Here is a 21,556-nt window from a genome sequence, read left to right on the forward strand (position 1 = left end):
GAACTCCGGAAAAACGTTATGTGCTGCCCTTGCCGGTCAGCGCCATACGCAGCTTCTGCGCGACGGTCGCCGGCTTGGGTTTGGATTGGGGGCTGGATTGCGTGTTGCTGGGGAACGGGCTGGTCATTCGTGCCCACTCGATCTTCGCGTCCATCGCGAGGAACAGTTCGGGCAGCGAGGTATGCCACGCCACTTGCGGTGACCAACCGAGCCAGCCGGTGGCCACCGCATAAAGCCGATCGACGTAGCTCCCCGCCTCTACGGCGCTGACTCCGTCGGCTGCTCCTTTCCCGGCTCACCACCGCGCGGGTTGTACAGGGCTGCCAGGTAATCGTTCAGCTGCGGGGTCATGTCTGCTACGCCCGCCTGCCATACCGCCTCTGCCAGGCCTTCCGTTTGCTTTTCAGTCAGGTTGGCACCTGCAGCGATGATCAGCGCGGCGCCGTCCACGCTGACCTGATGCAGCGCGCTGGCTGCACCTCGGAGTCCGCCGAAACGCGCCTCGATAGCACGGACGGCAGCCAGGGTCGGCCGCAGTTGGTAGGTGACCCCGCCAATGACAAGGTCGATGTTGCCGTGCAATGTCTTGCTCATGGTTCACCCGATCAGGCGGCAGGGCCGGCAGCGATTTCGATGACATCGGAGTTGATGCCCATGGTGATGTTGCGGCGCACAACGTTGTCCGCTGCGCCAGGCGCGACGGTGTTGTTCATCACCTTCACGCGGAAGTAGAAGGTGGTCGGCAGAACGGCAGGCGTTGCTGTTGCGTCACCGTCGTTCAGCGTGACCTTGATGTTGTAGTCGCCCTTGGAGCGGTCCTTGTGCGCAACCTTCACGGCCTTCTGGCCCGCGTCGCCGTTGTCCAGGCCGACAGTCAGCGTCATGTCGCCAGCGTCGGCAGTACCCTTGTACTTGCGCACGCGGCCATCCTTCAGCGACGTGAAGGTCACCGAACTGAAGGTGTCGCCAAACTCGCCCAGGTCTTCGATTTCGCCTACGTCGACGTATACGTCCTGTTTGTAATCGGCTTCTGTATCGGCGCCGGTCTTGGTGCCGAGGCCAAGTCGGCAGCCTGCAGCGGTGTTCAAATTGTCGTCGGCCATGGAAATTCCTCCAAAAGGCACATTGGATAAAAGCCGCAAGGCGGCAGATGTTGAATCAGTGAGTGGTGATGACGCGGACCGTAATAGCGCCCATGTACGTGACGCCGTCGGCATCACGCTGTGAGTCGGCGCGCTCGACACGGACAGACACTGCCCGGCCAACCTCCAGCGGCAATGGTCGCTCGTCAAGCGCGGCGGTCACTTCAGCGTTGATACGCTTGACCTCGGCCTGGCCGTGAGCATCTGACCAGACGGTGAGGTAGAGCAGGCGCTGCTGACGCTTTCGCCCGGCGATAGGGCTGGTGTTGGTCGAGATTTCGCGGTCAATCGAGACATACGGCATGGGCGTGTCCAGCGGTGCGCCATCGTAGATGGGGCATGACACCTCGGCCTGTAGCCGCTCGAAAATTGCTACCTGAAGGGCAACGGACGGATCAGCCATCGTTTCCTCCCTGGCTGGCCTTCTTCAGCGTTCGATTCACGGCGGCGCGGATGTCCGCCATCACCACCTCCCGGTTCACGTCCAGCGAAGGCCGCAACCACGGATGAGCCGGCAGCGCTGGTATGCTCGGGTACTTGCCGAAAAACGTGGATCCGTCCGACTTGTTCTTGACCGAACGACTGCGGTTGCCCGCGCGCTTTTTCCCGTCGTAGCCCTTGGTGCCATATTCCAGAAACCGCAGGTAAAAGAATCGGCGGTTGTCCTTTTTGCCACGAATGCCGATCTGCGCATCCAGGCCACTCTTGGAGACAAACGCCTTCAGGGCGCCAGCCGCTTCGCCAGTGTCCCGAGGGATGGTTGACTTCATGGTGGCCAGGATCTTGTTGGCAGCCTCCTGCATGGCCGGGCGCAGCTCGTTATCCACGTTCTGATGAATGTTGCGCAGCGTCCGGCGTAGCTTGAAGTCACCGGACATACGGGACCGGCGAGCCATGGGTTACTCCTTTGCCTTTTCGGCTTTCGGGACCGGGGTGTCCTTGACCTCTTCGACCAGGCCGCGATCAATCAGAGACTTTGCCGTAGCAGCGTCCACGGTGAATTCATCGCCTTCAGCCTGTTCGCCAACGGCGCCGGACAAACTGGCAAGTGCTCGAACTTTCATAGGATTTTCCTCAAGGATTGGGAACGTTGGTGCAGAGCAGCCGGAGCATTGAAAGCTCGTTGTCTGGCAGTGCAGCCACGATCAGATAGGTGACGCCTCTGTTCACCAGACGGCAGCCTGCAATCAGGTCCGGCCGTGGCCTGACCCGGACTTCTGCGGTAACCACCGCAGAAAGCTTTTCAGCAACAGCCTCGATGCGCCCGGTAGGCAGTGTGAACTCTGCCCAAAGCTGGCCGGACTCTATCCAGGCGTCGTCAAAACCACCGGTTCGATTCTTGACCCGCTCAGGCTTGTAGAGCGTAGGACGGTGTCGCATTGAGCCAGCTCTCATCAGAAACGCTTCCTTGGCCAGAGCAGTCGGTCAACTGCCAACGGTACCGCTGTTGAGATAGTCCCGATGACCACCGCTTCACGGTTGGCGTACCAGTGACCGACGAGCAGCAGCACAGCCTGCTCGACGTCCGGGGTAAAACCCATCTGCTCTGGACCGGCCGGATTTTCCTCAACGAGCTCACGGTCACAGTGCATAGCGACGTGAGACTTGGCCGCCTCGAAGTAGCCAGCAATGAGAGTGTCTTCCTCTTCGCCGTCCACCTTGAGGTGGAGCTTCACGCGCGCCAGGTCGATCATTTACTTGTTCTCTCCGGGCTTGGCCTGCTTGTTGGTCTTAGGAGCGGTTTTGCCGTCAACCTCTTCAGCAAGGCCCTTGCCGATCAGGACGTGGGCATATTCGTCGTTGACGTCGTCGAACACTTCTCCTCGCTTTACCTTCGCCGATTCGGCCTTGAGCAGATCAGCATCACCCACGAATCCCCATAACGCTCTGACTTTCATGTTGCCTCCGAAAACAAAAAGGCCGGCGAAGTGCCGACCTTGGAGTTGTATGGAATGATTTATTTGGCGTTCGGCAGGTTGCCCTTTACCAGCGCTTCCCGGCGACGGACTCCGAGCCCCAGACGCTCCTCGACCAACATTGCGATCTCGTTGCGGATGAACTGATCGTTGATCAAGCCCATTTTGAACTGGAAGGTCATGCGGTCGAACAGTGTTGTCGAACGGGCGAAGTTTGCTACCAAAAGCTCACCGCCGGCATCCGAATCACCTTCATCCATGCTATCGGAGGTGATGACAGGACGCCCCCACAGGATCGGTGTAACCAGACCTTGCAGGTTGGCGAACAAGTAGCGGTTGTCCGCATCCTTTTGCAGCTCGATGTTCATCCAGTCGAGCTCGGTCATGACAATGCCGTCAGCAGACATCTTGGATTGCTTGCGAACCTGATAGATGGCACGGCGAACCATATCGATTGCGGTGTCGCCAGTTTTGCTCAGCGCCGTGTTGAATTCCGTCGCCTGAGTCATCAGACCATTCAGGTTCTCACCGGAGCCGTCACCCTTGAGGATTTGCGATTCTTCCTCAAGCTTGAGGTCGTAGCGCAGAAGCTGCTGGATGTACGCGAACATCTGAGGAACGTCTGCCAACACTTCGTCAGTCGCCGGCATCCATACCGCGATCTTCTTGACGCGGTCCGTTTCAGTGGTGAAGGTCACATTGCTGTTGGGCTTCAGGCCACCTTCAGCGACGGGCGCCGCGCCGCGAGTATGCACATTTTCGCGGAAATACGTGTAAGCCTGCCCGGACACCGGAATGGTGGTGAGCAGGTCACGAATGCGCAGCTCTTGGCGGATGCCTTGCTGGATTACCGGGTCGTAGATAGGGGCTACCAGACCGGTACTGGCCAGCTTCATTTCTTTCATGCCGGCCAGGTCGGATTTGGTGACCTCGATCGACGCCGAGTTCACGCTCTTCTGCTGCAGGCCCTTGTACTCGTCGTGGCCGCCAACCATGTCGATGAAGGATTTTCCTTCGCCTGGCTGACCGCGGAGTTTAACGCCCTTCTGTTCCAGGTCCTGGACCTGATCGATGACTTTTTGCAGTTCATCCTTTTGCTTCTGGATCTGAGATTTCATCTCAGTGGTGACAGAGTTGCCTTTCTGCAGCTCCTCGGTCACCGCATCGTATTTTTTCTGCAAGCTGCCAAAGCCTTCTTTGAGCTGGGCTTCGAGAGACGTTTTTACTTCAAGAACTGGATCGGTCATGGCGACACCTTAAAAAATTGGTCGAAAGTGGTGGATAGTGATTTCAGCCCTTCCACGATCGCCGTGGCCTCACTGCCGCCATCACGGCGTAGTGCGGAGTAGCCGAGCGAGGCGACTGCTGCCGCCTCTTTCTGAGAAAGTCCCATGCGTTCACGCAGGGCATTCTCGAATAGTCGAATGTCTGACTTAACTGTGAGCACCTGCGCCTCGGGGTTCATGCCAAATGGCACGAAAGACGCCTCCCATAACTCAGCCTCTTTGATGATGCGAACCCGGCGGCCCGCGCGCTCTTCAAAATCTGCCTTGATGGTGTTGAAACCGATGGACATGCTGTCGAGGATTTCGGACTTCATCAGTTCATAGGCGTCACGCGCATAACTGACTGCCAGATTTACTTTGCCCTTGAGCAAAAGGCCGTGGTCATCCTGGGTGTAATCGGCAGCGCCAACCAGGCGGGTCAGATCGTGATACAGGGCCAGCTTCAGCTTGCCACCGCGGGTCGTTTTAACTTTGGTGAAGGCACCTGGCAGGATCACGTCGTCGCCCAAGTCAACGTTGTTGAAAACAGCGGCGTAGCCCTCAAAGTTGCCAGCTTCGTCCACGGTCTTTAGTTCAAACGGGACTTCAAGTTTTGACATTGGTCTGCATCTCCCACCGGGTAACCCGGTTGTATTCATCGCCTACCAGAGGAGGCAGATTCTCTTTCTCGCGCACTTCGTTGATCGTCATCCAACCCGAGCCGCCGGAGCCGCCCAAGGCGCCGCCGTAGTAGGTAGCGCGTCCCGCGCTGTCTGCACGTAAAAGCCCCTCAACAGTGAACTCAACAAATCGAGAATACTTTCGGTACAACTTGTCGCTGAATTCGTCCTCAACGGCATCGATGTAGGGTTTCAGGCCAAAGGTGATGAACCCGGTCAGCTGCTGCTCAAGGTTTGATCCCATGATTGACGTTTTACCGGCCCTATTGGCCAGCCAAAGAGGTACGCCGTAGATGCCCGCAATCGCTTCCTCCTGGAACTGCTGTGACTCAATAAACTGGGCATCTTTCTGACTAATGCCCGCTGGCACTATCTTAGGATTGCCCTGCAGGATGGCCATTTTCCCAATGTCATCCACGTCGCCCTTGCGTACATCGGGAAATTTCTCCATGACCTGGGCTTGCTGCTCTTTGGTCAGGAACTGCTCGTAGATCACATAGCCGCCGGTAAAGCCGCCTTTGCGCATAAAGCGTGATGACCACTGTTGGCCGGCCTTTGCCAGCCCCATAGTTTCTGCCTGATATTCAATAGGAGAGAGCCCAACAATGCCGTCCAAGCTGAAAAGCTTGAAATGCAGCATGTTTTCTGGAGAAACCGGAAACGGTTCACTGTCCTTTGGCGTGACGCAGTAGATGAGGTCGTCATCCGTGTCGATCGTGACCGTGTTGCAGTCCAACGGCACGAATCCGATAGGGTCTCCATTGCGGTTCCGCTCGATCAAGGCAAACGCGTTTCCCCTCAAAGCCATATTCACCACAACGAACTTGAGAAAATTAAGCTGCGTCATGTAGGGGTTAGGTTTGCGCAAAATCTTTAGCGACCGATCACTGCCGGGAATTAACTTCCTGCCACCCTCTGCGTCTTCATACAATTTTAAAGGCAGTCCGCTCAGGGACTCAGAGAGGATTTTCACGCATGACCACACCATGCTTATTGAAAGCGCGGTCTTGGTGTTCACTCTTACGCCAGATTTAGTGCGTTTACCCCCGACCTCCATATCAACTTCGACATAGTCGCCAGTCTTCGGATCGGTGTAACCAAAGAATCCCCAGGTACGGGGGTTGTACCAACGAAATGCCATGGTCAGCCTACAAGTCCGAAGAAACCGTTGTTTAAGTAGTCATCCATCCCGCCTTTGCTTTCTGGGTTGAGTGACATAAGGGATACCGCGTTGAAGGTGGCCATCAGCGGGTCGATTTTGGCCGAGCCTGAAGCCTGCTTGGTGATGAGGATCGAGTTACCACGCGGCTCGACTCTGGCATTGCCGCAGCACCAGGCCATCATGGGTTGGCCTCCATGGATCAGGCCGCCCTCAGCCAGCTTGCGCTCGGTGGTCTTGATCGCGCCGCCCAACTTCCAGCCCTGCGAGATACCAATGATCTTGTCCTGCGGTACGCCAGCCGCGACAAGCGCATCGAGCACACCACCAATACCGGCAGGATCGACACCAACCTGATCCAGTAGGCCGGCGTTTTCGACGCGAGCGGCAAGGTCCGCGACTTCCTCGAGGTCATCGCCGATGACTTGAACCATTGTTAGATGGGACTCTTTGGCGAAGTCATGAAGCCGTGGCGCCTCGCCCTTACGGCGTTCAAGCACCGACGGATGAGCCCAGGCATGCGTCCACAACAGCCACTGGCGCGTGTGCTTGTCACGCCCGATTGCCGCAAACCCAAGCAGGTCGTCCAGGCCGCCGCCGTCGATGCCGATATCGATCACTTCGCAGCGCTCGATCAGATCTTCCAGCGTCAGGCCGGGCAGCTTGGCCTGCACTTCCCAAAACTCAGCACCGGCCCATCGATCAGAGCGCAGCGCCAAACCGATTTCGACGTTCAAGTGCTTGGCGAGAAAACCACGGAAAGACTCTTCGCCGTCGATCTGCGCCTGGGTAAAGCCGCGCTCAATGAACGGTTCGTCTACCGACAGGCCCAGATTCGGGTTGGTGATGTACGCGTTTTTAACGTCACGGTGGGCACCCGCGTCGATCATGTGTTTGGGGAATTCGTAGAGCACCGGCAAGAAAGACTTGTCGACAATCCCGCCGTCGCGCACTTGACGGGCATAGAGCAGCTTCTGCCGGAAGACGCCTGCAGGCGGCTCATCGGACTGGGTAGTTGCCCAGATAATGAAACCCTCTGGCCTTGATGCCAGACCGCCAGTCGCTTCGCGGAGCATGGCCTCGGCATTGGCTCGCTTGCCGAATACCCACAGTTCGTCGATGAATACGCCAATGGCCTTCTTGCCCGATACCGTCTCACTGTCGGCTGCCACCACCTTCAGCGTGGCACCTGTCTCGTAATGAGTGACCGTGCGCAGGTGGTCCTGCACCTTGAACAAGGCCTTGAGCTCATCGTCGGCTTTGACCATGTCGCGGATCGGGATGTAGGAGTTGTCGGCAATTTCCTTGGTCGGCGCCAAGATGATGAACTCGCCCGAGGTGCGCCAGTTCACTATCAGTGCCGTGAGCATGATGCCGGCGGCAATGGTCGACTTACCGTTCTTCTTGCTGATCAGCAGCATGAACTCGCTGATCATCCGGCGGCCGCTGTATGGGTCGTAGGCGCCGAAGATGGCGGCAACGAATTCATTAACCCAGGACCTCACGGTCTCGCTCATCAGCGGGCTACCGGTGGCATCCACCATACGCAGGCCGCCGAAGACTTCTAAAGCTTCGGTCGCTTGATCAGGAAATAAGGGTTCGAACGGGATCAGGCTCTGGCGAGCGACAATGCGTTGCTCCCAGTCTGTACAGGCGGTCGACCACTCCATTATTTCACCACCGCCAGCGGGCCTTTACGCACGCCGAACCTGCCTTGGGCGGCACCTGCAGCCTTGTCCTTGGCCGCCTCTTTCTTGCCACTCTCCCCTTTACGCGGGTGAACAAACGGCATCAGCGCCTTCGCGGCGTCGACACGCAGTTTCGGTTCGGTTTCAAAGTCGTTCATGACCGCTAACAGAAAGTCTTTGGGGTCCGAGTGACGCATGGCCTTCGCCAGATCAAAGCCAGCTTCTTGCGGCTCATCCGACGCCCCGTCAGAGGTAGGAGCCGGGTTTGGCGCTTTAACTTTTTTGTTAACGGGCACCGTGCCCAGTGCGGCCATCACGTTCGGATGTTTCGCCAGCCTTGAGCCAGCAGCCGATGCGCTGCCAGCCGCGTAGCCTGCGGCTATCGCTGCATCTTTTTTGGACGCACCTCCCCTAACAGCGTCGACAAATGCCCGCTGTTTAGGTGTTAAAGCCATTAACAAAAAATCCTGAAGGGAAAAAAATCTGTACGTGCGGTCGAGGGCGGTCTAGTAACCGAAAAAACCCATATTTTTGACCCCCCCCTCCAAACCGCCCGATTTCGCACCAAAACCGTGCAAATCACGCCAAAACCGGTCAAAACGACCGAGTTTTCGCCTCTTCGCGCTGTTTCACGCTGTCGTGACAGGTCTTGCAGAGGGATTGCCAGTTGGATCGCGCCCAGAACAGTGTCTGATCACCGTTGTGGGCGATGATGTGGTCGACTACCGACGCAGCTACGACTAGCCCTGCTCGGTCGCAGTACACGCAAAGCGGATGAGCTGCCAGATGCACAAGTCGCGCCTTCTGCCAGGCGTAGTTGTAGCCTCGCTGATTGGCCGTGGTCTTCCCGGCTCGCCATGTGGCCGGAGGGGCGATGCCCACTCGGTCACCTTGAGTAGCTACTCGGTTGGCGAGGGTCTTTAGTCTGGCCATCAGCTGAAGGGATCGGAAGGCTTCGCGATGGAGCGAACGAACCACATGAACCCCTGCTGCAGGTTGGTCTTAGCCAGTGCAAGCAGGCGCTGGTCGACGCCTTCGATCTGGCTGATCTGCTTGAATAGTTTACCGGCGTCAGCTTCCAGTGCCTTGATCGAGTTCATGCCATCGATCTCGGACTGTGTCAGGTCGCGGTAGCCAGTGATCTTTTTGTGCTGGTTGTCCATGATTCTTCCTCGATTGTGCGCCACAAAATGGCGGTTATGAATTTGTGGCGCTGCCCGCATCGGCATCCAGTGCACGCCGACCGCTCCGGGCAAGCACAATGTCTTGGCACCGATGGATAGCAGTGCAGAACTCAGTCCGCTCGATTGGGTGCTCAACAGGCAGCGCCAGGTAAGCGTTCCACACTTCGCCTAGCAGTCGGGCTATGGTGGCTTCCTGATCAGTAGGCATCAGCTATTTGCTCTGGCTGCGTTTGATCTGTGCGTCGACCTGATCGGCGCACGTGTCCAGCAGGTTGACGGCTCGGTCCTTCAAGGCCCAGAGGTCGCCGTTCAGCGCCAGGTCCTCGTCGCTATCGCTGACCCGTTCGCACGGCACCATTACCGGGGCTTCCAGGCTTACCGCTGATGTCTTTACCACCACTGGCCGCGGGCTTGCCGCGCAGGCCGTCAGGCAAAGGCTGATCAGCCCACTTACGAACAGCCGGGCTCTTACGCTTGAGGTCTTCAAAGTCTTTCCTCGCTTGTCGGGCCTTGTCTTCGCTGGCCTTGAGGCGCTGCTGTAGATCGGCCGTGTAGTTGGCATTGCGCTTGGCCTCGGCCTGGAGCGTGGTGATCGTCTTCTGGCTTTCGGCGTTGGCGTCGGTGGCATCCTTGGCAGTCTTCATCTGCAGCGTCACCTGCCCTTCCAGCGCGAGGACGCGGTACTGCTGGATACCGACCAGCAGCAGGCCCACCAAACTGATGATGATTGCAGCGGCGAGAGCCTTCATACGGAATCCACCTTGCGGCCAATGAACCGGGTCACCAGCTCGCGAATGGCTGTTACGCCGAGAAAGCCGATGGTGCCACCGGCAGCGACTGAAAGGCTGGGCGGCCAGGCCATCCACTCGATCAGGCTGGACGCAACGAGGCTCAACGCACCGCAGATCAACGCTTCAAAGAAAATCCGGCGCTTGCTGGTTTCCTTGGCGTCGTAGAGGACTCGCAGTAGAGAGACGATGATGGCCATGATCGCGCCCTGCCATAGTGGATTCGATAAGGCCATCCAGAGCTTGGCCCAGGTGTCTGGCTTGTCGGGCATAGTGCGCATCCGGTCTTGGCCCTTTCGGGATCTATAAACGAAAAAGGCCCGCCGATATGGCGAGCCTTTGAAATGGTTCAGAAAGCAAAAACCCAGCACTTGGCTGGGCTTAATCATCAGGGGTGCCGCGCTGGAACAGCTGAACACCGTGCCATGAAAACAGAGCTATTCCATATGGACAACTCTTTTTTACGCTGCCGACCGAACTCCCTCCAAATAGCAATCCACCCAGGCGGCACCAGCCTTGATCAACTCGCGCGCTTTGCCCTCGCTCATTGCGAAGTGGCGACCGACCCGGATCGCGGGCCACTTGGCACCGTAATAGAACCAGACCATATCGCCCATCTGCTGATGGCGAGCGCACAGCCCGGCAACGGCGGCGTCAACAAGGCCGGCAAGTTCGTCGGTGATCACATAAGACTTACCGGGCATCGGCATGGCATCCCGCATCAGGGCGAGCGTGGGCGAGGCGTAGCTGGGCACGCCCATACCATCCATCCGCCAATAACCCCATTGCTCGAGCATGTTTTCAGTTTCACCCAGCGGGCGGTGCAGCGTGTTGCGAGTCATCATGGTCAATCCCCTGTGTAATTCGACCCACCGGCACCGCGGCGGTTGTTCTTTTCGTACTGGGCAGCCAAGCCTGATATCTGCACTGGGCGCTTCAATTGTTCGATCTGCCGGTCAGCGGCCTGCAGGCGCATGCTCAGCTGGGTCACCAGCACTTCCAGCGACAGCGCTTCACCTGTCTCGGCGGCGACCCAACCCGAGGCGTTGCACTGCACGCAGGCCATTTCGTGAAAAACACCCTTGATCACAGCGCGGCCTCGGCAGGCCGGGCACTGGGCCAGGTCAAGTTGAGCGGCACGGAACGCTGGGCCGTGACTCTTTTTCATTGAGCCTCCAGCAACAGCTTGTGGACTTGGTACACATCATCGCCATCGTGACAATGCGGAGCATGTTGGACGCGATAATTATCACCATCACGCATCCGCACTTGCAGCACCGGATCGTGGTTCACGGTGTAGATGAACATGGCGCTGATATCAGCTGGATTCACGGCGAGCCGGGTACGCTTAATGATCTGAATGAGCACTTTTAAACCTCGCCTATGGTGGTGTTGGCATCTGCGCTGCAAGCCACGTCATCCGTGGCCTGTAGGCGATTATCAGAATCTTCGAATCTAAAGCCGGTCAATGTGTGAATGCGGCCGAAGCCCTTTCCATCTAGATGGGCGTTCCACTTCTCCAATGCATCCCGCTTGCGCGCCATCACGCCCGACTGAACGTAAACCTTCACGTTGTGGCCCATGGCGTGGTTGATCAGCAGCTCACCGATCAGGTGGTCGATACCGATGTCTGCCCAGCAGGTGCGAGCCAGTTTGCGCAGATCGTGGCTGGTCCAATCGCCCTTCCCTATCCGAGCAAATACCGCACTGGCCCGGCCCTCGCTGAGTCCTTCACCTGCGCGACCTGGGAACAGGAACTGTCCGTCATACCCGGCAGCCTGTTGCCTGTCGCGATACCAGATCAGCAACTGCCGCACCTGATCTGTGAGAGGCAGATGATGCTCGACGCCTGTCTTGGTGTTCTCGCCTGGAATGAACCACTCGCGCTCTGCCAGGCTGATGTGCGACCAGCGCGCTTGCCGCGTCTCGCCAATGCGGGTGCCGTGGCAGAGCATCATCACGGCCAACATGCCGTCGAGCGGATTGCACTCTATGACCTCGGCCAAATGGTGGAGCAGGCCCTGCAACTGAGTGCCGCGCAGCCTGGACGCCTTGATGCCGACCTTGGCTGTTGAGAAGTCTTTGAACTTGATGTCCTGCATCGGGTTTGCCGATATCAGCCGCAGTTTGAATGCCTGCCGGAACGCCAAGGCGAGCAGCTGGAAGGCGGAGCGTACGTAGTCGATTTCAACGGTCTGCTGCATCGGCCAAATCAGCCGGCTGTCCAGCGTGGCTTTGTCGATGCTGGACAGCGCAATATCGCCCAAGCATGGCATGAGGTGACACCTGAGCATCGACGCACTGGTGTCCTTGCGTTTCTTCGACAGGCTTCGGTCGAGCGAATACCGCTCAGCAAACCAACTCAGCAGCTCACCTGTGGTTGCCCATTTGGATAGCGTGGAGTTGTCACCGGCATCAATGCGAAGGCGAATGCCAGGAAGCGCCGCAACGACCTGTTTCGCTGACAGATCGGGAAAGCGGCCGACCAGGTTCCATTTGCCCTTGCTGACCAAGTACCACGACGCTCGCGCACGGTCCCGGGTGAAGCGCAGGTACAGGCCACGGTTCTCCACGTCGCGCAGGTCACGCTCGGTGCCAGCGGCCTGGCGCTTGATTTCAGCATCGGTGATGCGAACGGCGGCGGTCATGCCGACACCTCGACGTAATCGGTAATGCGAACGCGGACTGCGCCGCCCTTGATGGTCTCGGCGCTGATCTGCAGCTGGGTGACGAACCTGCTGTCGTCGATGCCCAGCGCCTGTGCGACGCCGTCGCGGCCGGACTTGAACGCCGCGATGCAGTTGTCGTCGTCACGGCGGCGCCGATCCGGCGGTATGAACTCGAGCGAAAGAAGTGCGCGACCGGCAGGCACTGGTAATGCTGCCTGTAGGCAAAGCAGATAACAGGTGTTGCGATACAACTTCGCCGCTCGGCTTTTGGTAGCCCAGTGCGTGCGAGCGTTGGGACTCAGGACCTTTGGTGGCCAGGGCAACATCAGATCGGTGCTCATAGCGGCTGTCCCGTGACCACGTCGACGACTTCGAAAGTGCTCGGCCACATCCAGGCCCCGTAACGCTTGGCCATAGCCACGTCAACGAACAATGCCAATGCATGATCAGGCGTCGAGCTCAAGTCATACTTGAACGAGCAGCAGAACACCGCGTATCGGTAGGTTTCAATTTCTGGAAGGGCCAGGCGTCTGCCGGTCATTGTTTATCCCCACTGCGCTTGGCACGGAGTTCGGCCAACGCCTTGTTACCCACTTCGGGAGTTATTGATTTGCCGGGCGCTGCGAGCTGCGCCACCGGCACGGGCGGCAGCGCTTCACCACGCCAGAGCTTGCGGCACTGCTCGAGATATTTCTGCTCAAACCGGGTCATGCCCAAGTCGCGAGGGAGCGTTTGCAGGCTCAGGAATCCAGCGGCAGCAGTGGCGTGATAGATCGCTGGGTGAAACCACTTACCGCGCCCCTCCATGCCTGGGTGTGAGTTGCGCAAGGCCTGCGAGTAAGCAACCTCAACGCTTGGCAAGCCAAGACCCTCTGGCGCAAAACACCAGCTCACGAACACGCCAGGCGCGGGCACGAATGCCGATTTGCTCGCGCTGACCATGCGCATACCGTGGCGCAACTGATCCATCGAAGTGATGCCGGAGCGCATGAACTCGGCAATCCACTCGAGCTTTGAGGCATCCATGATTTTCTGGTTTGGCCAGGATTGGCGCCAAGCGCCGCACGCTCCTTGCAGCCGGAGGAATAGTTCGTCGATCACCTGCTCGGTTGCAGGATCAATTTCGACGGTTACGGCTGGTGCTGGGCGATAGGCTGGGTCAGTTGTCCGGTTGTGGACCAGATAACCAGCTCGAACAGGACCGTTCACAGGATCACCCCCTTGGACGCCCAGCTGCCGGTTGCCTCGGCACCTTCCTCTGACTCTGCCAAATTCCCCTTGGCCCGCTCCCTCACGTACCAGCCCACCAAGCGGTTACACCAACCGGCGGACGTATCTACGGTTTTCTGCTTGGCCACATACCAGCCGATGAAGCTTCGGATCAGCGCGTCAGAGATATCGGTAGGCTTCACGCCAGCGATCTGAGCCTGGGCGATCAGGTAGCGGCTGTCCGGGGTCCAGTCGGCGAACATAGCGAAGCGCTGGCGATCATCGGTCGACTCAATGACCTGCTTGTCCTGCTCATCGATTACGTCCGAAATCTCGCGCGGCTGCTGCTGTTCGGTTAATTGATGGTTAAGTGACGTATTGGGTGCAGATTTCGCACCCCGTTCGGTCGAATTCTGCACCCCGTTATGCTGTGATTTGCACCCCGTGCCGTCATCTGCACCCCGTTCAGTCCGGGGTGCAGGATTTGCACCCCGCTTTATCGGCAAGTCATAGACGACTGGGCGTCGGTCATGACGTTCGATGTACACGGCGGCCAGCGCTTGGTTGCCTGGAACGATCAGTTCAGACGCCCTTAACAGCTCAAGCTTGGAACGAACTGTGCGCTCGGAAAGGCCAGTGTCTTCGCTCAGGGTAGTGGCCGAAGGGAACGCCCCGCGTCCGTCCGTACCGGCGTAGTTGGCCAGGCAAAGCAGGACGTGCCGGGCGCTGGAATCGGAAAGGGTCATTCGCGGGATTTGTAGCGCCCACGACATTGCTTGAACGCTCACAGTGCTACTCCAATCGTTCTACCTGTGTTGCCTTGCTCAGGTCTGATGTGCATAATCTCTCTCGCAAAGTTGTGAAGAAGCCGGTCTAGCCACCGGCTTTTTTTTTGCCTGAAATTTGGTACTGGATGAATCAACAGCCCATCCGCTGTACTACCTGCCCTTCTCGCCTGAGCGGATAATTCAAATCAAGCCGCTGAAAGGTTCTCTTTGTCAGGGGGAAAAACCTCATCGAGAACGCAAATTGCGCCCAGCTCATTCAGAGCGAGAACTATCAGTCTTGCCTCGCTGAGGCCTGGGCTTCTTAGGCCGGATTCATAGTTCGCCAAGCGAGACTGGTTCCAGCCGAGCGCCCGGCGTAGCGATGCCTGGGTTATTCCAGCCCCCTCTCGAATGATGCGGACGTGGTTCATGTGGTTTCCTCCATAATTACCCTAGGATAAACACGCATCGTGTTAATGGCAAACACAATAAGTGAGAACAGGTATTTCATATCGTGTTTAGAATTTCGCGCTATGAATGAATCTCTCGGACAAAGGCTGCAGCGATTGCGCAATGCGGCCGGTAAATCTCAAGCCGCGCTGGCCAAGCTTTGTGGCTGGAGCTCACAATCGCGCGTGGGAAACTACGAATCCGGAACGCGGGAGCCCACGCTCGGCGATATTGAGCTGATGGCAAAAGCGCTCGGCGTTCCTTATGGGGTTTTGTTGATCGGGGAAGACTTCGCGGCATCGAAAGGTTCGGTTAGCGAGCCATCAAACGTTGCTATTAGTGATCAGCCCTCACGCATGTACCGTTATCCGGTCCTAAGCTCCGTGGCGGCGGGTGCCTGGTCTGAAGCGGTAGAGCCATACCCAAGTGGATTCTCGGATAGGTATGAGGTGAGCGACTACAAGGCGAAAGGCAAAGCGTTCTGGCTTGAAGTCCGTGGCGACTCCATGACGGCGCCTAGTGGAATGAGCGTTCCAGAAGGGATGCTCATTCTGGTAGACGCCGGGATCGAGGCAAGGCCAGGGAAACTGGTCGTTGCAAAGCTGCCAAGCAGTGACGAGGCGACATTCAAGAAGCTGATCGATGATGCGGGCCAGCTTTATCTGAAGCCGTTGAACCCAGGGTACTCGATGATCAAATGCACTGACGACTGCAAGATCATTGGGGTGGCGGTCAGGGTAACCGGCTTTTTGTGAGATTGACCGCAGCTTGGACAATTCCCGGCTCTCCATGCCCCCGCGCCACGTATACAAAATAATTATTTCGTGGCGCGGATTTCACTATGCATTGATTTATATGCATATTTGATCATTGGACTCGCCCACTTAGGGCTTTCGCCCGGGCGCCCCCCTTGATAATCATTATTCGAAATCGCATAATCGCTCTGTCACCGGCGAAAGCTGGCAGGAGTCTGGATCCCTCTTTTGGTTGATCCAGCGGCGCAGAGAGGGCGATGCAAGCTCAGCTGCGTGTCGAATGAAGCCGCCTTCGGGCGGCTTTGCTTTGTCTGGGGAAAAGGATTGTCTCTAAATAATTATCATCCAAAGCAGGGCGACGTATTGCTGTGTGACTTCACCAGGGGTTTCGTGGCTCCTGAGATGCTGAAGGTCCGCAAGGTGATAGTCATTTCCCCCAACGCTACCAATAGGCGAAGGCTCTGCACCGTTGTACCGATTTCCTCGACGGCACCTGAGCACGAAGAGAATTGGCATCACTTACTCCGCAAGAATCCCCTCGAGTCAGACGGCTATATCCAACTCTGGGTCAAGTGCGACATGATTTATACCGTGAGCTTTGAGCGCCTTGACAAATTGCACAAGAAAACCCGTAAAGGTCGCGAGTACTTCGTGCCTCGACTGACTGACGACGACCTTCGCTGCGTCTTAGACTGCGTACGGGCTTACCTGCCTCTGTAAGCTAGAACCAAGAATCTGTTCACCTAAACCCGCCACTGAGCGGGTTTTTTTGTGCGTGCGCGAAAATAAATCACATTTCGTGTTGACCAAATAAACACATTGCGTGATAGTTAATACATCGCAGCGATCAATTGCAGCGACACAAGACTGGTGAAGCCGCCAGATAGCACGGGATCAGCGAAGTGATCTCCCAGCCCCGGATAACGGGACCGACTGGACGAAGCTCTTTACAGAGAACGGAATCACCCGCTGTACCGCATCACCAAAGCAATAACTGAATTAGCGCCCCGAGCCTCGGCTATGAGGGGTGCTGGACCTCATGCACCCTGCCCACCTAACCGGGCAAACGAGCTGCAGCGTGCATGTTGTAGGGACCTGTGATCCACGGCGAACAGATACATATGTTGATTGACGCCCTGGGGAGGAAGCTCACCGCCAACCTATGAAAACGACCGGTCAGCCCTGCAATCAACAGCGGGCAACTAACCAACATCGCTAACGCAGCAAACCGCGACCGACGCCAGTAGCGGGTCGCGGTGCACATCATCACCAAAGCACCTGGCTTGCCGGGTGCTTTGGGATGACAACCACCGAGTAAAACGTAATGGACACCACCATCGTATGTGGGGCATGGAGAGGCCACCTCGGCCGTGGTCTTGCGCCGCGAGAGTTGCAGTATTTGTTATCAGCCGCTCAGGGCTGCACCGCCAAGGAAATCGCCCGCACGTTCGGCATCGCGCCGGGCACGGTCGTCAAGCGGCTGTCGGTCGCCATGTTCAAGCTCGGCGTGAATCGCCAGACAGCGATGATCGCCGAGGCCATGCGCCGACAGATCATTTCCCCGCTCTGCCTGTTGTTCATGTCGGTGATCGTTCTGCACGCGGTGCTGGGCGATGAATCGATGAAGCGCGAGCGCAGAGCCCCCGAGTCACGCCGCGGCGGGTACGAACAGAAGATCAGCCGTAAGGGCTCGGACAAGATACGGCCAGTAGCGGCGATCTGCTGAACAACGATTTCACTGGCTGGCCTTGGCGACAGGGCCAGACGGGAAATCAACCGAGGGAACAAAAGATGACCACGGAACAGAGAGCGCCCTACCCGCGCTCAGCCGACAACGCGGACAAGATGAACCTACCGGAAGGTATGACCTGCGGCGACTGCGTGCACTGCCGACGCTGCACGATGATGTTCGGCCACATACCGGAGGACGAGGCATGTGACTGGAGCCCGTCGCGCTTCACGCCGGTGAAGGTGGTCACCTAACGATTTACTGATGCCGCTTCTATGAGGCGGCATTGGAAATCAACGGAGAGAAACACAATGACAACAGAATTCGTGGACCTTGAACCAGAAGATCAGGAAATCGTCAGCGATGCATTGGGCCGAGCGATCGCAACCTTTCAGGATGTGGGATTGCCCGTTGAAAACCTTGACCACGATGAACTGCTGACCGCACTGGTCAACTTGTATATGCAGGCAAGCGGTGAACAACCAGCGCCAGCGTCAGCCTGACGAAAACTGCCCGATCCCTGTCATAGCGCCAGGCTGCATCGGAATGTCGGCGGGACATGAAAAAAGCGTATCCAGAGCAATCAGATTGTGGCGAAGCCCGGACGTCGATTGCAAAAAATGGTGCGGCCCGACATTCCAATGCAGCTTCAAGCCTGCAGTACCCCTCCCCTAAATCAAACGACCGCATCGGCAGGTGCCAGGCCAGTCTCACGGCTGGGTTTGGTCACCCGCGGCTGGCATCTGGCCAATGCGGTCAAGGAGCCTCATATGCATCAGACAATCAGCCAGCGTCGTGCAATCCTCGAAGGCCTGCGCCAGCGCTGCAACCTTTCCACTGCCGAGTTTTACGACAAGGTCGGCCGCAAGAACCCGGCAGCTCTGCCGCGTTTCACGGTCGTGCCGAACGGCAATAACGAGTTCGGCATCGTCGAGCGCTCGACCGGCAATGTGCGTGGCGTGCATCGCGGCCACAGCGCGGCATGCAAAATCGCTGAGCAACTGGAAGCCCAGCCTGTACGTCAGCTGTCGTTCGCCCCTCACATGCTGCGCTGGACTGCTGCCATCGCTACCGGCCTGGCGCTGTTCGCGCTTTACGGTGCCAGCTGATGATCAGTCCAGAGCTGAGCACGATTCAGCGCAACAAAGAGCGGTCCGCCATCCTCGAGGCTGAGGTGGCTGCGTTCCTCAAGCGCGGCGGCGTGATCGAAACAAAAAAAGGCTTTCCGTCGAAGCCCAAACCAAAGCAGTACGGGCGGATGACTCCTGCACCTGTTCGCCCGCCTGCACCTAAGCACCGAACCAAGGAAGCTCTCCGCGCAGCGGCGCCGAAAGACGCTATTCAAGACAGGTGCCACGCCCGCGCCGAGCAGGTGGAAGTCGTCCGCAAGCTTGCCGAGACGATGACGATCACCGATGTCATGCGCGAAACCAGCCTGAGCATCTACAGACTTCGGAAGATGGCTCGCGTGCATGGCTTCGAATTCAAGGCGTTCAGCCCGGCTTCGAACCTCATTCCTTATCAACACGATCCGGTGGCTGACGCATTGAACGTGGTCCGGATCAAAGCCGCACGCGATCGCGGCATATCGCAGAAGGCCGCCGTCGCTGAACTCGGAATGAGCAACACGATGATCAATCGGCTGATTCGTGAATTCAACATCGACTACCCGCTGCAAGGGCCAAGCCCGAAATGAAGCGCATGCAGTCCCGCGCCAACCATCGCCGCCGCCCTCTTCAACTCAACATCCCACCCAGTGGAATCAAGCCCCGGAGAAAACCATGTCCACACCTACCGATACAACCGAGTTTCTGAACGAGCTGAATGGCGGAGCCTTCGCCAGCCAGATCGGTTACGCAATTTCCGAAGTCGCCTCGGGCGTTGTCGAGCATGGCAAGGCCGGGAAGCTGGTCATCACCCTGGACATGAGCCAGATCGGCGATTCCCACATGGTGAAGATCAAACACAAGCTCGACTACAAGGTGCCGACCAAGCGCGGGACCCGGAGCGAGAACACCGCACTTGATACACCGATGAACGTCGGCACCGGCGGCCAAGTAACGCTGTTCGCTGAAGCTCCGCACCCTGGCCAGCTGTTCGAACGCGACCAAGCACCGGTCAAGCCTCGCACCTGATCAATCGCAACAACCCTTCCTCCCCAAAGAGAGCTGACAAATGTCCCTCACGAAAGAAGCGATTCAACTGATCATTGATGACGCAATGATCGCCAATGCCAGAGAGCTGGGCACGGTCATGCCTGCCGTCGTGCTGCCGGAAGGCGCGAAGATCTTCAACCTTGAGCAATTCGGCGCAGGCCGCAGCCGCTTCCGTGGCACTTTCTCCACCAACTCCCTGGCGGACTTCGCCAAATATGTTTCCGACCGCGCAGTCGCCGACGCAAAAGGCTTCATCAATCAGGACGAAATGACCTGTTCGGTACTGTTCAACCTGGGCACCGACGAAGTGCCAGGTCACGCGGATGACCGCGCCGTGCTGAAGCTCAAGCCCACCGCCGCCTACCAGGCCGTGCAGGCCATCAGCGGCAAGGCCATGTCGCAGAAAGATATGAGCGACTGGATTGAGGACTGGCACAGCACGCTGTCGGCTGTCGGTGATGAGCTGCAGAACATCCCACTGGCCAAAGCCATCGCAGCAGTGCGCACGATCACGGTCAAGGCATCGTCGGAAAGCGATCACACCGTCAGCGAGACCCGCGCCAGCCGCAGCGCAATGGATGCAATCGAGGCGACCAGCAAGGAAACCCTGCCCACTTCGCTGATCTTCTCGGCAGTGCCGTTTGAAGGCCTGCAGATGCGCGAAATCATCCTGCGAATCTCGGTCATCACCAGCGGAGCACAACCGGTGCTGAAGCTGCGCTGGGTGGGCGAGGACGTGCAACGCGAAGAGATCGCGCAAGAGTTCAAATCGGTTCTAGATGCTAATGTCGGCGAAGCAGCCAAGCTGGCATTAGGCACGTTCAGTCCTAATTGATCGCTTAGCCGCACCACGTAGGGGTATCGAACAAAATACCAGCTTATCCGGGGTAAATATCCGCTCGAAAACCCCATTTCTCCCATTGATGAATTGAGATAAATCCATTATCAGCCGGTGGAGTCTCGCGCGCCTTTAAGATTTTCATTATTGCCGCGAGCTTCTCCGGCGTCACCTCTCCATCGACTTCAACCAGCAGTTGTTCTCGGCGCTCAGTAATACCCGAAGAGTCAGAACTAACCAACGCCCCCAAGGTACGAACAGCCCATATCTCTAGCGGCCCATGAAATTTATTGGCTTCGTCGATCACGAGAATCTGACGAACATTATTTAGGTTAACGCTTTTGATCTGATCAAACTTAACAACGGTCATGTATCGCCCCTTGATCCGGCTCCATGCCGGTCATCATCTATAGCTCACCCCCAACCAATTTGCCACCACCGGACACGAATCGGTGGGGAGCCAAATAGCTAACTAGCGATTCAAGGGGTTCATCAATTTGTATGCTGTTTCAGCTCGCTCGAGATGGTAAGCAACTTGGATGACCTGAAGCTTTTCCGCATCCCCTGTCGGATTCCACTGCTCCAGACTGGAGCAAAGTTTTATCGCGAAGTCGCAACCTATCTTAAGATCCATCAGAAACATTAGCTGGATGCCCTCCAGATCATCTACAACTACCGACCTTAATGTCTCGGATAAAAGCTTCCACCTTGAATCGTTACCTTCAATCACATATTTAGAAAGCGAGGGAGTTCCATAGTCCGCGAAAGACTGTTCCAGCGCATGCTGCAGAAAACCTAAGTGAATAAAAGTATCTTGGGCTAGCCGCGCTACCAGTAGCTTTTTCTTAAGTTTCGATTGAAGTTCAGCCGCCACACGATCAGAGACAGCTCTCTGGTGCTGGATATTAACCACCATGAATGCACCCCATACGGCTGCTATGGAACCAACTGCCTGGACCCAGGCCGCCGTTTCTGATGTGGCTCCTTTCAAAGCCAGGACCAGCCCGATAAAAGCTAGAAAAAAAACACTGCAGATCACTGTGCATATCCAAAGCGTTTTTAGGACAATTTTTGAGAAGCGATTAAGTATTTCCTTGGCTGTCACGTGCAAGCTTCCGTTCTGAGTAATCGCACACCAATACCCCACTTCAATGACTCACG

Annotated in this window: 39 protein-coding genes; 9 read left to right on the forward strand and 30 right to left on the reverse strand. The window is 57.3% G+C overall.

The features are described 5' to 3' along the window. Positions 1-16 precede the first annotated feature (16 nt). The 28 genes from QRN50_RS05095 to QRN50_RS05230 all read right to left on the reverse strand — a co-directional run bounded on the left by QRN50_RS05095 (position 17) and on the right by QRN50_RS05230 (position 14,898). A complete protein-coding gene (locus tag QRN50_RS05095; RefSeq protein ID WP_239986806.1) occupies positions 17-193 on the reverse strand; it encodes a hypothetical protein in 177 nt (58 codons plus the stop codon). Positions 194-258: 65 nt separating this feature from the next. Further along, positions 259-594, reverse strand: a complete 336-nt coding sequence (locus QRN50_RS05100) for a hypothetical protein (protein ID WP_096126845.1) — start codon at positions 592-594, stop codon at positions 259-261. Between the two features lie 11 nt (positions 595-605). Next, positions 606-1,103: a hypothetical protein gene (locus tag QRN50_RS05105; protein WP_096126844.1), complete on the reverse strand. Its 498-nt coding sequence runs from the start codon at positions 1,101-1,103 to the stop codon at positions 606-608. A gap of 55 nt (positions 1,104-1,158) precedes the next feature. Further along, entirely contained in the window at positions 1,159-1,545 is a 387-nt protein-coding gene (locus QRN50_RS05110; protein WP_058399391.1) for a DUF3168 domain-containing protein, read from the reverse strand. Continuing rightward, positions 1,538-2,038 carry an HK97-gp10 family putative phage morphogenesis protein gene (locus QRN50_RS05115; protein WP_003313677.1) on the reverse strand — a complete coding sequence of 167 codons (501 nt, stop codon included), beginning with the start codon at positions 2,036-2,038 and terminating at the stop codon, positions 1,538-1,540. Before QRN50_RS05115 ends, QRN50_RS05110 begins: the two co-directional genes overlap by 8 nt. A gap of 3 nt (positions 2,039-2,041) precedes the next feature. Beyond that, positions 2,042-2,206, reverse strand: coding sequence for a hypothetical protein (locus QRN50_RS05120; RefSeq protein WP_192873875.1), 165 nt, complete (start codon positions 2,204-2,206; stop codon positions 2,042-2,044). Between the two features lie 10 nt (positions 2,207-2,216). Further along, a complete protein-coding gene (locus QRN50_RS05125) occupies positions 2,217-2,537 on the reverse strand; it encodes a head-tail adaptor protein (RefSeq protein ID WP_096126843.1) in 321 nt (106 codons plus the stop codon). After that, on the reverse strand, positions 2,537-2,836 hold the full coding sequence (locus QRN50_RS05130) for a head-tail connector protein (protein WP_096126842.1): 300 nt from the start codon (positions 2,834-2,836) through the stop codon (positions 2,537-2,539). Before QRN50_RS05130 ends, QRN50_RS05125 begins: the two co-directional genes overlap by 1 nt. After that, positions 2,837-3,040, reverse strand: coding sequence for a hypothetical protein (locus tag QRN50_RS05135; RefSeq protein WP_096126841.1), 204 nt, complete (start codon positions 3,038-3,040; stop codon positions 2,837-2,839). 59 nt (positions 3,041-3,099) lie between these two features. Further along, positions 3,100-4,305, reverse strand: a complete 1,206-nt coding sequence (locus QRN50_RS05140; RefSeq protein ID WP_096126840.1) for a phage major capsid protein — start codon at positions 4,303-4,305, stop codon at positions 3,100-3,102. Further along, complete coding sequence (locus QRN50_RS05145; RefSeq protein ID WP_029572532.1) at positions 4,302-4,943, reverse strand: HK97 family phage prohead protease; 642 nt, start codon at positions 4,941-4,943, stop codon at positions 4,302-4,304. The genes QRN50_RS05140 and QRN50_RS05145 overlap by 4 nt, the downstream gene beginning before the upstream one ends. Continuing rightward, positions 4,930-6,144, reverse strand: coding sequence for a phage portal protein (locus tag QRN50_RS05150; protein ID WP_096104228.1), 1,215 nt, complete (start codon positions 6,142-6,144; stop codon positions 4,930-4,932). Before QRN50_RS05150 ends, QRN50_RS05145 begins: the two co-directional genes overlap by 14 nt. A 2-nt stretch (positions 6,145-6,146) precedes the next feature. Beyond that, the gene (locus tag QRN50_RS05155) at positions 6,147-7,832 is read right to left on the reverse strand and encodes a terminase large subunit (protein ID WP_096126839.1); all 1,686 of its coding nucleotides are present in this window, start codon (positions 7,830-7,832) and stop codon (positions 6,147-6,149) included. Further along, the gene (locus tag QRN50_RS05160) at positions 7,832-8,305 is read right to left on the reverse strand and encodes a terminase small subunit (protein ID WP_096126838.1); all 474 of its coding nucleotides are present in this window, start codon (positions 8,303-8,305) and stop codon (positions 7,832-7,834) included. Before QRN50_RS05160 ends, QRN50_RS05155 begins: the two co-directional genes overlap by 1 nt. A gap of 139 nt (positions 8,306-8,444) precedes the next feature. Beyond that, positions 8,445-8,783 carry an HNH endonuclease gene (locus tag QRN50_RS05165; RefSeq protein WP_096126837.1) on the reverse strand — a complete coding sequence of 113 codons (339 nt, stop codon included), beginning with the start codon at positions 8,781-8,783 and terminating at the stop codon, positions 8,445-8,447. Continuing rightward, complete coding sequence (locus tag QRN50_RS05170) at positions 8,783-9,013, reverse strand: Acb2/Tad1 domain-containing protein (RefSeq protein ID WP_096126836.1); 231 nt, start codon at positions 9,011-9,013, stop codon at positions 8,783-8,785. Before QRN50_RS05170 ends, QRN50_RS05165 begins: the two co-directional genes overlap by 1 nt. 232 nt (positions 9,014-9,245) lie before the next feature. Next, on the reverse strand, positions 9,246-9,434 hold the full coding sequence (locus QRN50_RS05175; protein ID WP_230852676.1) for a hypothetical protein: 189 nt from the start codon (positions 9,432-9,434) through the stop codon (positions 9,246-9,248). Continuing rightward, positions 9,364-9,783 carry a hypothetical protein gene (locus QRN50_RS05180; RefSeq protein ID WP_096126834.1) on the reverse strand — a complete coding sequence of 140 codons (420 nt, stop codon included), beginning with the start codon at positions 9,781-9,783 and terminating at the stop codon, positions 9,364-9,366. The genes QRN50_RS05175 and QRN50_RS05180 overlap by 71 nt, the downstream gene beginning before the upstream one ends. Beyond that, positions 9,780-10,103, reverse strand: coding sequence for a phage holin, lambda family (locus QRN50_RS05185; protein WP_082427135.1), 324 nt, complete (start codon positions 10,101-10,103; stop codon positions 9,780-9,782). Before QRN50_RS05185 ends, QRN50_RS05180 begins: the two co-directional genes overlap by 4 nt. Positions 10,104-10,283: 180 nt before the next feature. Next, complete coding sequence (locus QRN50_RS05190; protein WP_010439553.1) at positions 10,284-10,667, reverse strand: hypothetical protein; 384 nt, start codon at positions 10,665-10,667, stop codon at positions 10,284-10,286. 2 nt (positions 10,668-10,669) lie between these two features. Then, complete coding sequence (locus QRN50_RS05195) at positions 10,670-10,990, reverse strand: hypothetical protein (protein ID WP_096126833.1); 321 nt, start codon at positions 10,988-10,990, stop codon at positions 10,670-10,672. Beyond that, positions 10,987-11,190 carry a hypothetical protein gene (locus QRN50_RS05200; RefSeq protein ID WP_054986386.1) on the reverse strand — a complete coding sequence of 68 codons (204 nt, stop codon included), beginning with the start codon at positions 11,188-11,190 and terminating at the stop codon, positions 10,987-10,989. Before QRN50_RS05200 ends, QRN50_RS05195 begins: the two co-directional genes overlap by 4 nt. 2 nt (positions 11,191-11,192) lie before the next feature. Further along, on the reverse strand, positions 11,193-12,470 hold the full coding sequence (locus tag QRN50_RS05205; RefSeq protein WP_096126832.1) for a tyrosine-type recombinase/integrase: 1,278 nt from the start codon (positions 12,468-12,470) through the stop codon (positions 11,193-11,195). Then, a complete protein-coding gene (locus QRN50_RS05210) occupies positions 12,467-12,832 on the reverse strand; it encodes an endodeoxyribonuclease RusA (RefSeq protein WP_096126831.1) in 366 nt (121 codons plus the stop codon). Before QRN50_RS05210 ends, QRN50_RS05205 begins: the two co-directional genes overlap by 4 nt. After that, positions 12,829-13,032: a hypothetical protein gene (locus QRN50_RS05215; protein ID WP_096126830.1), complete on the reverse strand. Its 204-nt coding sequence runs from the start codon at positions 13,030-13,032 to the stop codon at positions 12,829-12,831. Before QRN50_RS05215 ends, QRN50_RS05210 begins: the two co-directional genes overlap by 4 nt. Next, positions 13,029-13,700, reverse strand: coding sequence for a replication protein P (locus QRN50_RS05220; protein ID WP_096126829.1), 672 nt, complete (start codon positions 13,698-13,700; stop codon positions 13,029-13,031). Before QRN50_RS05220 ends, QRN50_RS05215 begins: the two co-directional genes overlap by 4 nt. Continuing rightward, positions 13,697-14,473, reverse strand: coding sequence for a helix-turn-helix domain-containing protein (locus QRN50_RS05225; RefSeq protein WP_285427510.1), 777 nt, complete (start codon positions 14,471-14,473; stop codon positions 13,697-13,699). Before QRN50_RS05225 ends, QRN50_RS05220 begins: the two co-directional genes overlap by 4 nt. Positions 14,474-14,673: 200 nt before the next feature. Beyond that, positions 14,674-14,898, reverse strand: a complete 225-nt coding sequence (locus tag QRN50_RS05230) for a helix-turn-helix transcriptional regulator (protein WP_096126827.1) — start codon at positions 14,896-14,898, stop codon at positions 14,674-14,676. Positions 14,899-14,943: 45 nt separating this feature from the next. Between QRN50_RS05230 and QRN50_RS05235 the strand changes: the two genes are divergently transcribed. From QRN50_RS05235 to QRN50_RS05275, 9 genes are all read left to right on the forward strand, one after another. Continuing rightward, positions 14,944-15,672 (forward strand): helix-turn-helix domain-containing protein, encoded by a 729-nt coding sequence (locus tag QRN50_RS05235; protein WP_096126826.1) that lies wholly within the window; start codon positions 14,944-14,946, stop codon positions 15,670-15,672. Positions 15,673-15,945: 273 nt separating this feature from the next. Then, complete coding sequence (locus tag QRN50_RS05240) at positions 15,946-16,392, forward strand: type II toxin-antitoxin system PemK/MazF family toxin (protein WP_275086841.1); 447 nt, start codon at positions 15,946-15,948, stop codon at positions 16,390-16,392. Between the two features lie 604 nt (positions 16,393-16,996). Next, on the forward strand, positions 16,997-17,398 hold the full coding sequence (locus QRN50_RS05245; protein WP_096126825.1) for a response regulator transcription factor: 402 nt from the start codon (positions 16,997-16,999) through the stop codon (positions 17,396-17,398). A 65-nt stretch (positions 17,399-17,463) separates the two neighbouring features. Then, positions 17,464-17,655, forward strand: a complete 192-nt coding sequence (locus QRN50_RS05250; protein WP_096126824.1) for a hypothetical protein — start codon at positions 17,464-17,466, stop codon at positions 17,653-17,655. Between the two features lie 57 nt (positions 17,656-17,712). Continuing rightward, positions 17,713-17,904, forward strand: a complete 192-nt coding sequence (locus QRN50_RS05255) for a hypothetical protein (protein ID WP_096126823.1) — start codon at positions 17,713-17,715, stop codon at positions 17,902-17,904. Positions 17,905-18,171: 267 nt separating this feature from the next. Beyond that, on the forward strand, positions 18,172-18,510 hold the full coding sequence (locus QRN50_RS05260) for a hypothetical protein (protein ID WP_192873874.1): 339 nt from the start codon (positions 18,172-18,174) through the stop codon (positions 18,508-18,510). Beyond that, positions 18,510-19,097, forward strand: coding sequence for a hypothetical protein (locus tag QRN50_RS05265; protein WP_096126822.1), 588 nt, complete (start codon positions 18,510-18,512; stop codon positions 19,095-19,097). Before QRN50_RS05260 ends, QRN50_RS05265 begins: the two co-directional genes overlap by 1 nt. Before the next feature lie 85 nt (positions 19,098-19,182). After that, positions 19,183-19,536 carry a YfdP family phage-associated protein gene (locus QRN50_RS05270; RefSeq protein WP_016567829.1) on the forward strand — a complete coding sequence of 118 codons (354 nt, stop codon included), beginning with the start codon at positions 19,183-19,185 and terminating at the stop codon, positions 19,534-19,536. A 40-nt stretch (positions 19,537-19,576) separates the two neighbouring features. Next, positions 19,577-20,392, forward strand: coding sequence for a YfdQ family protein (locus tag QRN50_RS05275; RefSeq protein ID WP_096126821.1), 816 nt, complete (start codon positions 19,577-19,579; stop codon positions 20,390-20,392). A gap of 43 nt (positions 20,393-20,435) precedes the next feature. Here the strand turns inward: QRN50_RS05275 and QRN50_RS05280 are convergent, their stop codons facing one another. Then, positions 20,436-20,765: a hypothetical protein gene (locus QRN50_RS05280; RefSeq protein ID WP_096126820.1), complete on the reverse strand. Its 330-nt coding sequence runs from the start codon at positions 20,763-20,765 to the stop codon at positions 20,436-20,438. 102 nt (positions 20,766-20,867) lie between these two features. Next, positions 20,868-21,500, reverse strand: a complete 633-nt coding sequence (locus QRN50_RS05285) for a hypothetical protein (RefSeq protein WP_096126819.1) — start codon at positions 21,498-21,500, stop codon at positions 20,868-20,870. Between the last annotated feature and the right edge of the window lie 56 nt (positions 21,501-21,556).

Origin of the sequence: Pseudomonas sp. MEJ108, assembly GCF_030208985.1 — a bacterium.
GTDB classification, from domain to species: Bacteria; Pseudomonadota; Gammaproteobacteria; order Pseudomonadales; family Pseudomonadaceae; genus Aquipseudomonas; species Aquipseudomonas fragariae.

Coding starts and splice junctions, on each gene's coding strand:
- QRN50_RS05100 (WP_096126845.1), bottom strand. CDS start 594: ATGAGCAAGACATTGCACGGCAACATCGACCTTGTCATTGGCGGGGTC.
- QRN50_RS05105 (WP_096126844.1), bottom strand. CDS start 1,103: ATGGCCGACGACAATTTGAACACCGCTGCAGGCTGCCGACTTGGCCTC.
- QRN50_RS05110 (WP_058399391.1), bottom strand. CDS start 1,545: ATGGCTGATCCGTCCGTTGCCCTTCAGGTAGCAATTTTCGAGCGGCTA.
- QRN50_RS05115 (WP_003313677.1), bottom strand. CDS start 2,038: ATGGCTCGCCGGTCCCGTATGTCCGGTGACTTCAAGCTACGCCGGACG.
- QRN50_RS05120 (WP_192873875.1), bottom strand. CDS start 2,206: ATGAAAGTTCGAGCACTTGCCAGTTTGTCCGGCGCCGTTGGCGAACAG.
- QRN50_RS05125 (WP_096126843.1), bottom strand. CDS start 2,537: ATGAGAGCTGGCTCAATGCGACACCGTCCTACGCTCTACAAGCCTGAG.
- QRN50_RS05130 (WP_096126842.1), bottom strand. CDS start 2,836: ATGATCGACCTGGCGCGCGTGAAGCTCCACCTCAAGGTGGACGGCGAA.
- QRN50_RS05135 (WP_096126841.1), bottom strand. CDS start 3,040: ATGAAAGTCAGAGCGTTATGGGGATTCGTGGGTGATGCTGATCTGCTC.
- QRN50_RS05140 (WP_096126840.1), bottom strand. CDS start 4,305: ATGACCGATCCAGTTCTTGAAGTAAAAACGTCTCTCGAAGCCCAGCTC.
- QRN50_RS05145 (WP_029572532.1), bottom strand. CDS start 4,943: ATGTCAAAACTTGAAGTCCCGTTTGAACTAAAGACCGTGGACGAAGCT.
- QRN50_RS05150 (WP_096104228.1), bottom strand. CDS start 6,144: ATGGCATTTCGTTGGTACAACCCCCGTACCTGGGGATTCTTTGGTTAC.
- QRN50_RS05155 (WP_096126839.1), bottom strand. CDS start 7,832: ATGGAGTGGTCGACCGCCTGTACAGACTGGGAGCAACGCATTGTCGCT.
- QRN50_RS05160 (WP_096126838.1), bottom strand. CDS start 8,305: ATGGCTTTAACACCTAAACAGCGGGCATTTGTCGACGCTGTTAGGGGA.
- QRN50_RS05165 (WP_096126837.1), bottom strand. CDS start 8,783: ATGGCCAGACTAAAGACCCTCGCCAACCGAGTAGCTACTCAAGGTGAC.
- QRN50_RS05170 (WP_096126836.1), bottom strand. CDS start 9,013: ATGGACAACCAGCACAAAAAGATCACTGGCTACCGCGACCTGACACAG.
- QRN50_RS05180 (WP_096126834.1), bottom strand. CDS start 9,783: ATGAAGGCTCTCGCCGCTGCAATCATCATCAGTTTGGTGGGCCTGCTG.
- QRN50_RS05185 (WP_082427135.1), bottom strand. CDS start 10,103: ATGCGCACTATGCCCGACAAGCCAGACACCTGGGCCAAGCTCTGGATG.
- QRN50_RS05190 (WP_010439553.1), bottom strand. CDS start 10,667: ATGATGACTCGCAACACGCTGCACCGCCCGCTGGGTGAAACTGAAAAC.
- QRN50_RS05195 (WP_096126833.1), bottom strand. CDS start 10,990: ATGAAAAAGAGTCACGGCCCAGCGTTCCGTGCCGCTCAACTTGACCTG.
- QRN50_RS05205 (WP_096126832.1), bottom strand. CDS start 12,470: ATGACCGCCGCCGTTCGCATCACCGATGCTGAAATCAAGCGCCAGGCC.
- QRN50_RS05210 (WP_096126831.1), bottom strand. CDS start 12,832: ATGAGCACCGATCTGATGTTGCCCTGGCCACCAAAGGTCCTGAGTCCC.
- QRN50_RS05215 (WP_096126830.1), bottom strand. CDS start 13,032: ATGACCGGCAGACGCCTGGCCCTTCCAGAAATTGAAACCTACCGATAC.
- QRN50_RS05225 (WP_285427510.1), bottom strand. CDS start 14,473: ATGTCGTGGGCGCTACAAATCCCGCGAATGACCCTTTCCGATTCCAGC.
- QRN50_RS05230 (WP_096126827.1), bottom strand. CDS start 14,898: ATGAACCACGTCCGCATCATTCGAGAGGGGGCTGGAATAACCCAGGCA.
- QRN50_RS05235 (WP_096126826.1), top strand. CDS start 14,944: ATGGCAAACACAATAAGTGAGAACAGGTATTTCATATCGTGTTTAGAA.
- QRN50_RS05245 (WP_096126825.1), top strand. CDS start 16,997: ATGGACACCACCATCGTATGTGGGGCATGGAGAGGCCACCTCGGCCGT.
- QRN50_RS05250 (WP_096126824.1), top strand. CDS start 17,464: ATGACCACGGAACAGAGAGCGCCCTACCCGCGCTCAGCCGACAACGCG.
- QRN50_RS05255 (WP_096126823.1), top strand. CDS start 17,713: ATGACAACAGAATTCGTGGACCTTGAACCAGAAGATCAGGAAATCGTC.
- QRN50_RS05260 (WP_192873874.1), top strand. CDS start 18,172: ATGCATCAGACAATCAGCCAGCGTCGTGCAATCCTCGAAGGCCTGCGC.
- QRN50_RS05265 (WP_096126822.1), top strand. CDS start 18,510: ATGATCAGTCCAGAGCTGAGCACGATTCAGCGCAACAAAGAGCGGTCC.
- QRN50_RS05270 (WP_016567829.1), top strand. CDS start 19,183: ATGTCCACACCTACCGATACAACCGAGTTTCTGAACGAGCTGAATGGC.
- QRN50_RS05275 (WP_096126821.1), top strand. CDS start 19,577: ATGTCCCTCACGAAAGAAGCGATTCAACTGATCATTGATGACGCAATG.
- QRN50_RS05280 (WP_096126820.1), bottom strand. CDS start 20,765: ATGACCGTTGTTAAGTTTGATCAGATCAAAAGCGTTAACCTAAATAAT.